The sequence below is a fragment of the Alkalibacterium gilvum genome (genome assembly GCF_900109085.1).
Lineage (GTDB): Bacteria > Bacillota > Bacilli > Lactobacillales > Carnobacteriaceae_A > Alkalibacterium > Alkalibacterium gilvum.
This window is the reverse complement of sequence record NZ_FNYW01000019.1, coordinates 1-15,322: the sequence shown is the minus strand read 5'-3', so window position 1 is coordinate 15,322 and position 15,322 is coordinate 1. Positions and strand designations below refer to the sequence as shown.

The window sequence follows — 15,322 nt, the reverse complement described above, 5'->3', positions numbered from 1 at the left end:
TCTATTCTTTTTCAAATTGTGTTATCATTAATATATTGATAAATTTTAGGAGGATAATGAATGCCTAGAAAAAAAGGATTACCTTTAAGAGAAGAAATACCAGAAGAAAAAACATGGGATCTTACCGTCATTTATAGATCTGATGAGAAGTGGGAAGAAGATTTTAAACAAATAAAAGACTCAGTTGAAAAAGTAAAAGCATACCAGGGTAAGTTAAATAATGATAGCTCGACTTTTTTGGAAGCATTAAAAGAAATCTTACAGTTATCTAGAAAAGTAAGTGGCCTATATGTGTATGCACATTTAAAAAACGATCAGGATACAGGAAATAGTACATATCAAGCGATGAACGATCGTGCACGCTATCTTGCTGTACTCTCGCAAGAAGCCACGTCATGGTTTGAGCCTGAACTTATAGCCCTACCTGACGAAACATTGAACAGTTACTTTGAAGAGCAGATAGAATTAATACAGTATAAACATTATATTACGCAACTTACTGCAAACAAAGAACACATACTTTCAGCGGAAATGGAATCATTATTAGCAGGTGCTAGCGATATTTTAACATCTAGTAGTCAGACCTTTAGTGTGCTAAATAATGCTGACTTAACATTCCCAATGGTTAAAGGGGAAGATGGGGAAGAGGTTCAATTATCACATGGCATGTACGGTGAATTACTTAAAAGCACTGATAGAGAAGTAAGAAAAGATGCTTTTTTGAATATGTACGACGTATATGAAAGCTTTAAAAATACGTTTGCTAGTACACTTTCTGCCAATGTTAAGCACCATAATTATCAAGCCAAAGTACACCACTATCAAACTGCAAGAGAAAGTGCGTTATCAGCTAATCACATTCCTGAGACCGTTCATGATACACTTGTCGAGGTAGTTAATGAACATTTGCCGCTACTGCACAGATATATGAAGCTCAGAAAGCAAGTGCTTGAATTGGAAGAGTTGCATATGTATGATTTGTATACACCGATTACTGGCGAAGCTAGTTTGACGTTTACTTATGATGAGGCGAAGGAAAAGACGTTACAAGGACTTGATATACTTGGTCCTGAATATAAAGATGTACTCAATCAAGCATTTAATAGTCGCTGGATAGATATTGTTGAAAATAAAGGTAAACGTAGTGGAGCCTATTCATCTGGAATGTATGATACAAATCCATATATCTTATTGAATTGGCATGACTCTCTTAATCACCTTTATACGCTTGTACATGAATTAGGTCATAGTGCCCATAGTTATTTTACTAGAAAAAATCAACCTTACGTTTATGGGAACTACTCTATATTTTTAGCTGAAATAGCTTCAACAACGAATGAAAATCTTTTGACAGATCATCTTCTAGAAACAACGACAGATCCTAAGGCTAGAGCTTACGTTTTAAATCACTATCTTGACGGTTTTAAAGGGACAGTATTTAGACAAACCCAATTCGCAGAATTTGAACATTTCATGCATGAAGAATCTAGAAAAGGCAAACCACTGACAGCTGACTATTTAAGTGAAAGTTACAGAAAGCTGAATAGTAAGTATTATGGTGAATCCGTAGAAGAAGATGATGTTATTCAATATGAATGGGCTAGAATTCCACATTTTTATTATAATTATTATGTCTACCAATACTCTACAGGCTTTTGTGCTGCAACTGCTCTGGCTGATAAAATATCAAATGGAGAAGAAGGAGCCTTGGATAAGTATCTGTCTTATTTAAAGGCTGGTAGTAGTGACTATCCAATTGAAGTAATGAAAAAAGCTGGTGTTGATATGACAAATAAAGATTATTTAGAAAGAGCTATGAAAGTATTTGAACAAAGACTTGACGAGTTAGAAGAGGCTTTATCATCGATTTAAGTTGAACTATTAGTTAATAAAAACAGTCATTCTCCTATAATGGGAAAATGACTGTTTTTATTATATATAATATTTAAATGGATTGAATGATCGACAAGCGATTACTAGGGGATTTTTTAAATGCTAGATTTTCATCAGAGAAACCATGTAATAACTGTTTAGTTATAGTTGTATCCATCATATAGCCACAAGTACTATCACAGCCGGCATATAAAATACATGATGGTGCATTTTCTATCTCCATTTCTTGAGCTAACTTTTGATCTTTTTTAAATGCTGTTTTAGTAAGTTCAGAATCAATATCTTCCTCGAACATTTCCACATCTAAGTTTATCGCTTTAGCTATTTGGATGAATAAATCTCGAGTAACTTCTTTATTGTCATTAATCACTTTGTCTTGGAGAAGCATCAGAAATTTTCTTCCTTTTTTTTTACCTTGCATTGAAGCAGCTTGAAAAGCTAAGCTAGCGTTAAAAGAATCTGTGTAAAACATATTACGATTTGATAAAGTTTGATCTTTTTTTTCTTTCATAATATTTCCAACAGTATGGAAGTTTAACAAAGGAATAAAACGCACCTTAACTTTTTCATCGCGCTCATTAGAGAAAGCTTCGATTGTTTTTTCAGTCTCATAACACGTTGTTCCTAAAGGATTTACAAAAAGAAAAATTTCTATTATATTATTTAAAAACATTTTTTAGCACACACCCAATTTATATTTTGTTAAGTCATAATAATAATCTATGATCATGTATTTGATAAATTTCAATAAAAAGTATTGATTACATTATATAGATTAACAAATATATAATTTATAGTGTAATATTCTGCTTATTTAAAGAATAAAAAGATGAACTGTTGTGACAAAATTGTCACAACTGTTATTTTGAAAATGCTATTGCGTAGCATTAAAGGCACGTGCTATTTTATTTTCCGTTGCACGTTTGGGTATCTTGTTATTCTTTAAAATAGTATTAAACACATTTTTACCAATAGAAATAGAATCAGCTTCTACTTCTAATTCATAATCGACTTCATTTGAATAATAACTTTTATCTAGAACAATAATAGAATGAGGTTTTTTAATTTCTAGGCGTTCTGTTTTAAGCTGCGCGACTATAAAAACATTTTCCGAGAACGATACACCTTGTTCAATGAGAACAGTATGGATATCTTCTGGCAAAGAGAAATACCCTGCTGAGATAAGTTCACTGGCTTTTTCGATTGACAAATCCAATGTCGTCTCATTATGATGACCTTCAAAAGGTGTTTTGAGTGTCATTTCTGCTGATCCATCTTTCGTTCTAATACGAAGAGCACAAGCTGCTGATTTTAAGTGAGAGTCTTTTGTATCAAAATAATAGTTGTTTTGTGTTATGTGCGTAGATGATCGATCAAAGTATATTTCTTTAAGCTTGTTGTATTCAGTCTCTGTTAAAAGATTTTTATATTCTATTTCAACTTCTTGTCTCATATAATAATTGGTTCCCTTCATTACAGAAAAAATTTTAAATATGTTACAATGATACCAATAATAATGATTAAATTAAAGTAGAGAAGGTATAGGATATGAATAGAGATTGGGAACTTTTCCTGCTTCCTTACAAACAAACAGTTGACGAATTAAAGGTTAAATTGCGCGGGTTAAGGGAGATGTATCATTTAAGAAAAGAGCATGGTCCTATTGAATTCGTCACGGGGCGAGTAAAGCCGATTAAAAGTATAATTATGAAGTCAAAAACAAGAGATATTCCGATAGATAAGTTGGAAAAAGATATGGAAGACCTAGCTGGAGTAAGAATTATGTGTCCATTTGTCGAGGACATTCATGAAGTGGTCTCTCTACTTAAAAACAGAAATGACTTAACTGTTATTTACGAAAAAGATTATGTGACAAATAAAAAGGATAGCGGGTATCGTTCGTATCATTTAATATGCGAATATCCTGTGCAGTTAATTGACCAAGTAAAAATAGTATTAGTGGAAGTCCAAATTAGAACGCTGGCCATGAATTTCTGGGCATCTATAGAGCATTCACTTAATTATAAATATCAAGGAGAATTTCCTGAAGAAATTAATGCGCGATTACAAAAAGCAGCAGAGTCAGCTTTTCAGTTAGATGAAGAAATGTCTACCATAAGAGAAGAGATTAAAGAAATCCAACAAGACTTTCGTTTTAGAGAAGACTGATCAATGTGCGTGAAAGGATCATTAAATGAAAATTGCAATTGTTAAAAACAATACCGAAGAATCAACGAACGTAGCGCGAAAGTTAAGGGAAATGTTAGCAAAAGAAAATATTGAAATAACGACTAGCCAACCAAATATAATCATATCAGTGGGTGGAGATGGGACGTTACTCTCTGCTTTTCATAGATATGCACATTTATTAGATAAAGTACGTTTTATTGGCGTGCATACAGGCCATTTAGGTTTCTACACGGATTGGAGGCAATATAACCTTGAAGAGTTAGTAGATAGCTTGGTAAACGACAATGGCGAGTATATCCAGTATCCTTTATTAGATATAGAAATTATATATAAAAATAAACAAAAAAATAAGCATTTTTTAGCGTTAAATGAATCTATTGTTAAATTTACAGATGGGACACTAGTTGGGGATGTTTATATTAAAGAAGAATATTTCGAGCGATTTAGAGGAGACGGATTGTGTATTTCTACTCCAACAGGTTCAACAGGATATAATAAATCAATTGGTGGAGCAGTGCTACACCCAAGACTTGAGGCACTGCAACTTACAGAAATTGCTTCCTTAAATAATCGTATATTTCGAACGCTCAGTTCACCCATGGTTATAGCACCAGATGAATGGATAAAAATTGAGCCTATCGATACGTCTTGTTTTACTTTAACAATAGATCAACTCGCTTCATCTGAGACGGATGTCGATTATATAAAATTTCAAATTGCTAAAGAACGAATTCGATTTGCACAATATCAACATACTCACTTCTGGGATAGAGTTGAAGATGCTTTCTTGGGAGCTAAATTTAATAATGAAAATTGAGTGGAAAGTACAAGGTGAAAGCGCCATCACCTTGAAAGCTTTTTTGAAAACAAAGTATATATCAAAGCGTTTACTTGCCAAAGTTAAATACCAAGGAGGACGGCTAGAGGTAAATGGCGAACTCAGTCGAGTGCGTAAATGTGTCTCTGAAGGAGATGTTGTTTCACTTTGTTTACCAGATGAAGTAGGTAGTGATAGTTTAGAAGTATCAAATGAACCGTTAAATATTTTATATGAAGACCAACACTATCTTATAGTAAATAAACCGAGCCATGTTGCTTCGGTGCCTTCTTCACTCTATAAAAATCACACAATGGCAAACAGAGTGAAAGGCTATTGCTTAAGACAAAATTATAGATATAAAACCGTTCATATCGTCACTCGTTTAGATAAAGATACATCAGGAGTTATGATTTTTGCGAAGCATACGTTGGCTCATTCCTACATGGATCGCTTGCTTAAGCAAAAGCAATTGTATAAAGAGTACATTGCTTTTGTAGATGGGGATTTAGAAAAAGAATGGGGACTTATTAATAAACCAATCGACCGTATGCCGGGATCTATAATAAAAAGACAGGTGTTAAAAACCGGCAAGGCATCTTTAACAGAGTACTGGGTGACGAAGAAGTTTAAACAACTAACTCAAGTGAAAATACAGTTACACACAGGTCGGACGCACCAAATTCGTGTGCATTTCTCTGATATTGGTCATGGTCTAGTTGGTGATGATTTGTATAATCCAAAATCCAACGAATACAGAATCGAAAGACAGGCGTTGCACTGCTCAACAGTTAGTTTCACTCATCCGTTTACTGAAACAAAACTATCAGTAGTCGCCCAGCTGCCGGCGGATTTAAATAAATTATCTAATCTATTGGAGAGTGAAAATGGGTAAAAAAAAATACAGTAAAAAAAGAACATTAAAAGGTAAAAAAATATCTGTTTTATTAACAACACTACTTGTTGGTGTTGCTTTTTTATTGGGCACGTGGGTAGAGAGAGATTATTTATCATTTAGTTTGATAGAAAACTATATAAAAGAAGTACAACTTTATATTGAATCCATTGAGATTCCCTCAAATGATAAAAGCAAAGATATAAAAGGAAATCTTTCTGAAATACATTTCTTTGATGTTGGTCAAGGAGGATCTACACTCCTTCAGGCATATGATGGCACAAATATCTTGATTGATACTGGGAGATACGATAGCGATGAAACGGAAATCATTAATTATTTAAACGATGAAATTGGCGTAGGTGGAAGTATTGACCTCCTTATATTTACACACAATGATGCTGATCATATTGGTAATGGAGACGCTGTTTTGGAATACTTTCAGGTTGATGAAGTGTGGATGAATGGTGTGGATCATACTTCGCAAACGTATAGTCAGGTGCTAGACTCAATAATTGATGCAGACGTTGTATATAAAGAACCTTTAGCGGGGGAAGCATTTGATTTAGGTGCCTTTTCTATTGAAGTACTGAATCCAATTGAAGATATGGAAAACAAGTCACAAAATGATGCCTCAATTGCTACGCGGATATCAATCGGCGACAGTTCAATTATTCAAACGGGAGACGTAAGTGGCCAAATTGAAGAACGTATACTGAAAGATTATATTGGCAGCCTGCAATCAGATATTATGGTTTTAGGACATCACGGTTCACGTACGAGCACAAGTAAGGAATGGCTTCAGGATGTAAATCCAAAAGTTACTGTCTACCAAGCAGGAATGGGGAATGTATATGAGCATCCACATAAAGAAGTTCTAAATAAAGTAGTTGATCAGTCTATTGAGGTTTATGGAACAGATAAAAATGGATCGATACAAATTAATATAAAGCAAGATAATCAGTTAGAGGTCTTTTTAGAGGAGGAAAAATAATGTATGCCGTTCTAGAATCAATTGATAATGATATGGCTGGCTTTGTTCCGGATTCCCAAGAAGATATGATATATGTACCGATTAATAAAATTCCTGAACCATACGAAGTCGGCGATGTGTTTTTTATAGAAAGAACACATCAGCCGAATATGATTTTGAAAAAAGATAGTGAAGAAAAAAAGAGAAGACTAGAGTCTAATTTTAAAAAAAGACAAAAACTTCTTAAAAAAAAAGAGAATAAAAAATCTAATTGACATAATTTAAATGCCTTTTTTCATAGAGTGATGAGGAATCCCCGCATCTAAAAATCCATCTCCATATACACTGTATCCTTCTTTTTCATAAAAGGGGATGGCGTGATCTTGTGAATCGAGAACAAGGAAAGAGGCATCGAACTGGTTCATCGCAGTATCATTAATATAATTTAATAGTTTTTTTCCGATACCCATTTTTCGATAGGAAGAAAGAACTGCTACACGTTGAATTTTGATTGAGTCAGGCTGTTTTTTAAGTAAGCGAGCTGTACATACAGGAATAGTATCGATGTATCCCACGATGTGTAGCGCCTCGGCTTCTAGTTCATCAATTTCTAGAGCTGGATCGACGGCTTGTTCCTTTATGAAGACTTCTTCTCGAATTGCAATGGAGTGTTGGTATATATTTGATGAAATATCTGTTGTTATTTTAAAGTCCATGTGATCACTCTTTTCTAAAATTATAGTTTACTATAGCAATATTTACGTTTTAGGTCAACGTGACAATGAACTTACTCTTTAAATAAAAGGTGATGTCACTTATAATATAAAAGAAACGAATTAAAGGAGGATAAAGTGATTAATTGGAAAGATTCTAAATTAATGTTTTGGACCATATGGCTTTTGGCCGTTGCAATACTTATTTATGTGCTCCAACGAATTGATTTCATATTAAATCCATTAGTAGGGATTTTGACTGCTCTATTTATGCCCCTACTTATTGCAGGCTTTTTGTATTATTTATTGAACCCTTTAGTAAAATTACTTGAGCGTTTTAAAGTGAAAAGACTAATAGGTGTAGCGATAGTAATGGTACTATTGATTGGTTTTATTGCTATATCCATTCTTTTGGGTATACCTATGCTTATAGAACAGACAACCAATTTGATTTCTGGGATACCTGTACTAATTGGTGAACTAGATAAATATGCAAGTAATCTTGCTGAGGAACCCTGGATGCAGCAGATAGATATTGATCTTGCTTTAACGAATCTTGAAGATTGGTTAAGAAATACAGGGGCTGGGTTCTTGTCTGGAATGGCTTCTGGCCTAGGTAGTGCGATACAAGCATTCACTGATGTTGCTTTTTTATTTATCACAGTGCCAGTTATTCTATTTTACATGCTTTATGATGGGCATAGATTTTTGCCATTAGTAGTAGATAAGACGCCTGTAAAATATAAGCAAAATATCAAAGAAATGATACTCCAAACGAATGTCACTATTTCAAGTTATGTTAGTGGTAAGGGGATGGCTTCGTTGATGGTCGGGGCAATACTCTTTATTTTGTATTCCATTATAAACCTTCCAACAGCCTTTTTACTATCGTTTTTTGCTGCTATTACTAATTTCATCCCTTATGTCGGGCCGTTTATTGGAGCAGGACCTGCAATTATAGTTGGACTCATAGAGTCGCCAGCGCAAGCGATTCTCGCTGCAGTATTTGTTCTTATTGCCCAGCAACTTGATAGCAATTTCTTAACGCCACTTCTAGTAGGAAAATCCTTAGCTATTCACCCTTTAACTGTTATACTTGTATTGCTTGCTTCTGCTAATATAGCAGGATTAGTAGGGATGCTTATCGGTGTACCTGTATTTGCTATCTTAAAAACAATTGGGACATATGTATTTAAGATATACCGTGAACAGAAGTTAATAAAATATTCAACAGAAAAAAATAATTTCAAAGAGTAAGGACGTTTATATTGACTGAAAATAATAATCATGAACTAAGTGAACAAGTAAATAAAAGACGAACGTTTGCTATTATCTCCCACCCCGATGCAGGAAAAACAACAATTACTGAACAACTTCTGTTATTCGGAGGGGCTATTAGACAAGCTGGAACAGTAAAAGCTAAAAAAACAGGTAAATTTGCTAAGTCAGATTGGATGGAAATTGAAAAGCAAAGAGGTATTTCGGTAACCAGTTCAGTCATGCAATTTGAATACCAGGACAAACGAATAAATATATTAGATACACCAGGACACGAGGATTTTTCTGAAGACACATACCGAACACTAATGGCTGTGGATGCCGCTGTCATGGTTGTAGATAGTGCAAAAGGTATTGAGGAGCAAACAAAGAAACTTTTCAAAGTTTGTCGTATGCGAGGGATTCCAATTTTTACATTTATGAACAAACTCGATAGAGATGGAAGAGAGCCCCTTGAATTAATTGAAGAGTTGGAAGAAGTTCTTGAAATTGATGCCTATCCAATGAATTGGCCTATTGGGTCTGGTAAGACTCTTTTAGGTCTATATGACCTCTATCATAATCGGATTGAAGCGTTTAGACCAGAAGAAACAAATAACGGCGAACGTTTTATACCCTTAAATGAAGAAGGGGAGATTGAAGGAGATCATAAAATAAAAAATGAATCTCTTTATGATCAAGTGCTTGAAGAAGCTTTACTTTTAAAGGAAGCAGGGAATGAATTTTCAACAAAAGCGATTGCTTCAGGAAAATTAAGTCCGGTATTCTTTGGGTCAGCATTGACAAATTTTGGTGTACAAACTTTTCTGGAAACATTTTTGGAATTTGCACCTGAACCTTCTACTCATGAGACTCAGTCTAGTGAAATTGTAAAGCCTGATGAACCTACTTTTTCAGGTTTTGTATTCAAAATTCAGGCAAATATGGATCCAAGGCACCGAGACCGTATTGCTTTTTTGAGAATTTGCTCGGGGGAATTTCAAAAAGGGATAGACGTAACCCTAGCTCGGACTGGGAAGAAAATAAGACTGTCCAATTCCACTCAGTTTATGGCGGAAAGTAGAGAGACCGTAACAGACGCGGTAGCTGGAGATATAATTGGGCTATATGATACAGGGAACTTTCAAATAGGGGATACTTTATATGCAGGAAAAGACGAAATAGAATTTCAAGAGTTACCACAGTTTACACCTGAGCTGTTTATGAAAGTTGAACCGAAAAACGTAATGAAACAAAAGTCATTTCATAAGGGGATCAATCAACTTGTTCAAGAAGGTGCGATTCAGTTATATAAAGCTTATCACACAGAAACCTATATTATAGGTGCTGTTGGGCAATTACAGTTTGAGGTGTTTGAACATCGTATGCGTAGTGAATACAATTCAGACGTTATTATGACATCTATCGGTAGTCGTATTGCACGTTGGATAGATAGAAATCAACTAGATGAAAATATGGGATCTAGTCGTAATATGCTAGTTAGAGACCGCTTTGATAACCCTCTATTTTTATTTGAAAATAAATTTGCCATGAGATGGTTTAGTGATAAATACCCTGATGTTGAATTGATATCATTGCTGTAAAAACAAAAGCACCGCAGGCTCATTGAATCAGCCTGCGGTGCTTTTTTATAGTATTGGTATTACATGTCTTCTGCTTGCTCATCATTGTTATTGGATGCGCTCTGCTTGGATTCTTGAGTAATAACAATAGAATCATTCTCGACCGTAGCTAGGATAGTGCCTGGTTCGGGGTGGTTAATATAAAACTCAGCTATTTTATCCTCAACTTGCTCTTCAATAACTCGTCTTAATGGTCGTGCGCCCATTTTAGGATCATAACCAAGGTCGACAAGTTTTTCTTTAGCTGACTGGTCAATGTTTACCGTTATATCATGTTGTTTTAAAGCATCATTGACATCTTTAAGCATTAATTCAACAATTTCCATAAGGTTTTCTTTGGAAAGGGATTTAAATTCTACTATACCATCAAAACGGTTTAAGAGTTCTGGACGGAAATACTCTTCTAAGTGCTGTTTAATGGAATGCTGTTTTCCGCTTAGTTGTGCTCCGAAACCAACACTAGATTCAACATTCGTTGTACCAGCATTACTGGTCATTATGATAATCGTTTCCTTGAAGTTTACTGTACGCCCCTGTGCATCTGTCAATCGTCCATCATCTAAAATTTGTAAGAACATGTGAAGGACGTCTGGATGAGCTTTTTCTACTTCATCAACTAAAATTAAGCTATAAGGATTTCGTCTAACTTTTTCAGTTAATTGTCCAGCTTCATCATAACCAACATAGCCTGGAGGAGAACCTATGAGTTTGGATGTGCTATGCTTTTCCATATATTCACTCATGTCAAGTCTGACGTATGATTCTTTACTTCCGAATAATTCAAGTGCTAAAGATTTTGCTAACTCTGTTTTCCCTACACCAGTAGGCCCTACAAACATAAATGAACCAATCGGACGATTTTTTTGTCTGAGACCAATCCTGTTACGACGAATAGCTTTAGACACTCTGTCTACCGCTTCATCTTGACCAATTACGTGGTGCTTGATAGCTTTGTCTAAGTCTTTTAACTGCGCTTGTTCTTTCTCTTTCAACTCACCAACAGGTATGCCTGTTTTGATTTCTATAATGTTTATAATATCTTGCTCAGTCACTTCAGGTTGTTCAGACTGATCGGTTTGTTGTTCAATCATTTCGTTATATTTAGTTACTTGATCTCGATAAAAGGCAGCTTTTTCGTAGTCTTCACTATCTAAAGATTGTTCCTTATGGTACTCTGCCTCACTAATTTTCTCTTGAAGTGCTTTAGGATCGACTGATTGAATCGTTAAATTTTTCTTGGATCCCGATTCATCCAAAAGATCAATAGCTTTGTCAGGGAGGAAACGATCCTGTATATATCTGTGTGACAAAGAGACAGCACTTTTTATAGCCTGATCAGTATAATTAACATGGTGGTAATCTTCGTACTGCTTTTGAATGCCTTTCAAGATTGTTAAGGTCTCTTCAATTGTTGGCTCAGCGACCCTCACAGGCTGTAGTCGTCTTTCTAAAGCGGGATCTTTTTCAATTTTTCTATATTCATTTAAAGTTGTAGCACCGACCATTTGAAGTTCGCCTCTAGCTAAAGCAGGTTTTAGAATATTGCCAGCATCCATACTGCTACCTTCGGTTGAACCAGCGCCAACAATTTCGTGCACTTCGTCTATAAATAGAATAACATTTTCGCTTTCTTTCAATTCATTCATTAATTGTTGCATACGTTCCTCAAATTGACCGCGAATACCAGTTCCTTGAACAAGTGAAGCTACATCTAGACGAATAACTTCTTTGTTAAGCAATTTTTGTGGGACATCATCATTAACAATCTTCATGGCTAGACCTTCAACGATAGCTGTTTTTCCTACACCAGCTTCACCAGTTAAGACAGGGTTGTTTTTTGTACGTCTATTAAGAATTTCAATTACACGTTCAATTTCTTTATCTCGACCAATAACAGGGTCAATTTTACCGTCTTTAGCCATTTGAGTTAAGTCCACACCATATTCTCCGAGTAAACCATTTCTTCCTCTGTTACGTGGTGGTTCTTGATTATTTCCAGGCACTTGGCCAGTATGATTAGGTTTTTTTGTGTTTGGATTTTGATTGTTTGACAGAGCTTTAAAAAGCTCATCGAATTGATTGAATCCAAATGGGTCTTGATGATTATTCTGATTTTGCTTTCTTTGTTGTTCTTGATGTTTGATATCGCGATAGCATCTTTGACAAAGATCTATTTCTTGTCTTTGACCATTGACGCTAGTAGTTAAATGGATGGTTGCAGTTCTTTCCATACAACGTTGACATATCATGTTTATAAGCATCCTCTCTAAATATAATTAGTTTTAATTAATACAGAATGTTAATTCAAAGGTCAGATTATAAGGTATAGATCAGTTTATAAAATGAAGTTTGACCAATACTGACCTTTGCTGAATTAATTATACAATGATAAAAACATATTTTCAAGTATTTGGCATACAAGATAAGAAATATTAGTTGTAGGTAATTAGGAAAAATGGTAATCTGTATAAGAAGAAAGAATCTAGTATTGGTTTGATGGCGAAACGAAAAGGTAGAGTCACTATATTCTGATGCTATATTCTTTTCAAAATAACTTTTTGAAGGAGTAGTTAAAATGGAAAAAAGAGAGTACACTATTATTGCGGACACTGGGATTCATGCTAGACCTGCAACTTTGTTGGTGCAACAAGCAAGTAAATTTAATTCAGATATTACTTTGGAATATAAAGGGAAATCTGTTAACTTGAAATCAATCATGGGTGTTATGTCTTTAGGCGTAGGCAAAGGCGCTGAAGTAACGATAACAGCTGATGGTGCTGACGAAAAAGATGCTATAGAAGGCATCGATGGAACAATTAAAAATGAGGGAATGGCAGAGTAATGACTAGCAAAATAACTGGGATTGCAGCAAGTGATGGAATTGCACAAGCAAAAGCTTACTTACTCGTTGAACCAGATTTAACAGTCGAAAAAAATGAAGTATCCGATACTGATGGCGAAATGAAACGCCTTAAAAAAGCAACGGATAAAGCAAAAGAACAATTAACTAAGATTAAAGCTGTTGCTAAAGAATCATTAGGCGAAGAAGAAGCTCAGGTATTTGATGCACATATAATGGTTCTTTCTGATCCTGATTTGATGGATCAAACAAAATCTGTGATTGATAGCGAAGGCGTTAATGCTGAATACGCTTTTAAACAAGTAACAGATACATTTATCACGATGTTTGAAGGAATGGAAGACAATGCTTATATGCAAGAAAGAGCGGCAGATATACGCGATGTAAGAAAGCGTGTCATTGCTAATCTTTTAAATGTAACCTTACCTTCTCCTGCAACAATTGATGAAGAAGTCATCATTATTGCAGAAGACTTAACACCTAGTGATACTGCACAATTAAACAAAAAGTATGTAAAGGCTTTTGTAACGAATATCGGAGGACGTACGTCTCATTCTGCCATTATGGCTAGATCTCTTGAGATTCCAGCAATAGTTGGAACAAAAGATATTACAGAGCGCGTGGAAGAAGATGACCAACTCATTGTTGATGGAATGAATGGTGACGTTTATATTGATCCTACACAAGAGGAAGTCAGTGCTTTTAATAAAAAAGCCAAAGAATATGATGAGTTGAAGTTAGAGTGGGAACAACTCTTAAACGAACCGAGTGTAACAAAAGACGGAAAACATGTTGAGATAGGCGCAAATATTGGAACGCCAAAAGATTTAGTTGGTGTTAAAGATAATGGCGCAGAAGCTGTTGGTCTTTATCGTACAGAGTTCTTATATATGGATTCGGCTGAATTACCAACAGAAGAAGAACAATTTAAAGCTTATAAAGAAGTTTTAGAAGGAATGGAAGATAAACCAGTTGTTGTGAGAACAATGGATATTGGTGGAGACAAAGAACTTCCATATTTAGAGTTACCTGAAGAGATGAATCCGTTTCTTGGGTATCGAGCAATAAGAATAAGTCTAGATCGTGATTCTATCTTTAGAACGCAATTGAGAGCTTTACTTCGTGCATCTGTCCACGGAACATTACGCATAATGTTCCCTATGATTGCAACGCTTCAAGAGTTTAGAGAAGCGAAAGCTATCTTGGAAGAAGAAAAAGCACTATTGCTTGAAAAAGGCGTTGAAGTTTCAGATTCAATTGAGGTCGGAATAATGATTGAAATTCCAGCTGCAGCCGTACTTGCAGATCAATTTGCTAAGGAAGTAGATTTCTTTAGTATTGGAACGAATGACTTAATTCAGTACTCAATGGCCGCTGATAGAATGAATGAACGTGTTTCTTACTTGTACCAACCATACAACCCATCAATTCTACGACTTGTTAAACACGTCATAGATTCTGCTCATAAAGAAGGAAAATGGGCTGGAATGTGTGGAGAGATGGCTGGAGATCAAACAGCAGTTCCATTACTTCTAGGACTAGGATTGGATGAGTTTTCTATGAGTGCAACCAGCGTTCTTAAAACAAGAAGCCTATTCAAAAAGCTAGACTCTGAAAAAATGAAAGAATTATCAAACAAAGCCGTTAACGAGTGTACAACTGTAGACGAAGTTATCGAATTAGTTGGACAATATGTAAAATAAATAGATATCAGACTGGGTTCCATTTTGGAATCCAGTCTATTTCTTTTGGTTCTTTGTCAAATCGTGTTGGTCAGAGATTTCCGAGGTAGAAAGTCGACATGCTTTCTACCTTTATTTATGCGACTTTAGTATTTAATTGTTTGACGATTTCTTTTTCTTCTTCAAAAGTTAAGGGTCTGATTTCTTTGTTGGTCTTTTCTTTCAACTTAAAGCTAATTAGAATACGTGCTCTCAAATGTTTAAAATTACGATAACCATAGCCACTTCGCTTTATTGTTTTAATCTTATTGTTAATGCCCTCAAGGTGTCCATTGGACAAGGTATACTTACAGGAATTTTCTATGGAATCTAGGTATTTATTTAAAGTCTGGAATGTTG

General features: G+C 35.0%; 15 protein-coding genes. 10 read left to right on the top strand and 5 right to left on the bottom strand.

Annotation, left to right across the window (positions count from 1 at the left end):
- The first annotated feature begins 60 nt into the window (after positions 1-60).
- Positions 61-1,872 carry an oligoendopeptidase F gene (pepF, locus tag BMX83_RS05985; RefSeq protein WP_091634712.1) on the top strand — a complete coding sequence of 604 codons (1,812 nt, stop codon included), beginning with the start codon at positions 61-63 and terminating at the stop codon, positions 1,870-1,872.
- Between the two features lie 73 nt (positions 1,873-1,945).
- Here the strand turns inward: pepF and BMX83_RS05980 are convergent, their stop codons facing one another.
- Together BMX83_RS05980 and BMX83_RS05975 are read right to left on the bottom strand one after the other, a co-directional pair.
- Complete coding sequence (locus BMX83_RS05980) at positions 1,946-2,566, bottom strand: DsbA family protein (RefSeq protein WP_091634709.1); 621 nt, start codon at positions 2,564-2,566, stop codon at positions 1,946-1,948.
- A 201-nt stretch (positions 2,567-2,767) separates the two neighbouring features.
- Entirely contained in the window at positions 2,768-3,346 is a 579-nt protein-coding gene (locus BMX83_RS05975; protein ID WP_177170518.1) for a CYTH domain-containing protein, read from the bottom strand.
- Between the two features lie 95 nt (positions 3,347-3,441).
- Between BMX83_RS05975 and yjbM the strand changes: the two genes are divergently transcribed.
- From yjbM to BMX83_RS05950, 5 genes are read left to right on the top strand one after another with little or no spacing between them, the layout of a single operon-like run.
- Positions 3,442-4,062: a GTP diphosphokinase gene (gene yjbM, locus BMX83_RS05970; protein WP_091634703.1), complete on the top strand. Its 621-nt coding sequence runs from the start codon at positions 3,442-3,444 to the stop codon at positions 4,060-4,062.
- 25 nt (positions 4,063-4,087) lie between these two features.
- Positions 4,088-4,900 (top strand): NAD kinase, encoded by an 813-nt coding sequence (locus tag BMX83_RS05965; RefSeq protein WP_091634701.1) that lies wholly within the window; start codon positions 4,088-4,090, stop codon positions 4,898-4,900.
- Positions 4,890-5,795, top strand: a complete 906-nt coding sequence (locus BMX83_RS05960) for an RluA family pseudouridine synthase (protein WP_177170517.1) — start codon at positions 4,890-4,892, stop codon at positions 5,793-5,795. The genes BMX83_RS05965 and BMX83_RS05960 overlap by 11 nt, the downstream gene beginning before the upstream one ends.
- Complete coding sequence (locus BMX83_RS05955; protein WP_091634696.1) at positions 5,788-6,789, top strand: ComEC/Rec2 family competence protein; 1,002 nt, start codon at positions 5,788-5,790, stop codon at positions 6,787-6,789. The genes BMX83_RS05960 and BMX83_RS05955 overlap by 8 nt, the downstream gene beginning before the upstream one ends.
- On the top strand, positions 6,789-7,043 hold the full coding sequence (locus tag BMX83_RS05950; protein WP_091634694.1) for a DUF3006 family protein: 255 nt from the start codon (positions 6,789-6,791) through the stop codon (positions 7,041-7,043). Before BMX83_RS05955 ends, BMX83_RS05950 begins: the two co-directional genes overlap by 1 nt.
- A 6-nt stretch (positions 7,044-7,049) precedes the next feature.
- On the opposite strand, the gene BMX83_RS05945 is transcribed toward BMX83_RS05950, so the two are convergent.
- Entirely contained in the window at positions 7,050-7,484 is a 435-nt protein-coding gene (locus tag BMX83_RS05945) for a GNAT family N-acetyltransferase (protein ID WP_091634691.1), read from the bottom strand.
- 135 nt (positions 7,485-7,619) lie between these two features.
- Here BMX83_RS05945 and BMX83_RS05940 point away from each other — a divergent pair, with 135 nt between their 5' ends.
- Together BMX83_RS05940 and BMX83_RS05935 are read left to right on the top strand one after the other, a co-directional pair.
- Complete coding sequence (locus tag BMX83_RS05940) at positions 7,620-8,738, top strand: AI-2E family transporter (protein ID WP_091634689.1); 1,119 nt, start codon at positions 7,620-7,622, stop codon at positions 8,736-8,738.
- Positions 8,739-8,749: 11 nt separating this feature from the next.
- Positions 8,750-10,342: a peptide chain release factor 3 gene (locus BMX83_RS05935; protein WP_091634686.1), complete on the top strand. Its 1,593-nt coding sequence runs from the start codon at positions 8,750-8,752 to the stop codon at positions 10,340-10,342.
- A gap of 59 nt (positions 10,343-10,401) precedes the next feature.
- Here the strand turns inward: BMX83_RS05935 and BMX83_RS05930 are convergent, their stop codons facing one another.
- Positions 10,402-12,630: an ATP-dependent Clp protease ATP-binding subunit gene (locus tag BMX83_RS05930; protein WP_091634684.1), complete on the bottom strand. Its 2,229-nt coding sequence runs from the start codon at positions 12,628-12,630 to the stop codon at positions 10,402-10,404.
- Between the two features lie 326 nt (positions 12,631-12,956).
- On the opposite strand from BMX83_RS05930, the gene BMX83_RS05925 reads away from it, so the two are divergent.
- Positions 12,957-13,223, top strand: a complete 267-nt coding sequence (locus BMX83_RS05925) for a phosphocarrier protein HPr (protein ID WP_091634681.1) — start codon at positions 12,957-12,959, stop codon at positions 13,221-13,223.
- Positions 13,223-14,944, top strand: a complete 1,722-nt coding sequence (gene ptsP, locus BMX83_RS05920; RefSeq protein WP_091634679.1) for a phosphoenolpyruvate--protein phosphotransferase — start codon at positions 13,223-13,225, stop codon at positions 14,942-14,944. The genes BMX83_RS05925 and ptsP overlap by 1 nt, the downstream gene beginning before the upstream one ends.
- A gap of 115 nt (positions 14,945-15,059) precedes the next feature.
- On the opposite strand, the gene BMX83_RS05915 is transcribed toward ptsP, so the two are convergent.
- Positions 15,060-15,322: transposase (locus tag BMX83_RS05915; RefSeq protein WP_143059495.1), on the bottom strand; the 263-nt coding region annotated here is incomplete at its 5' end.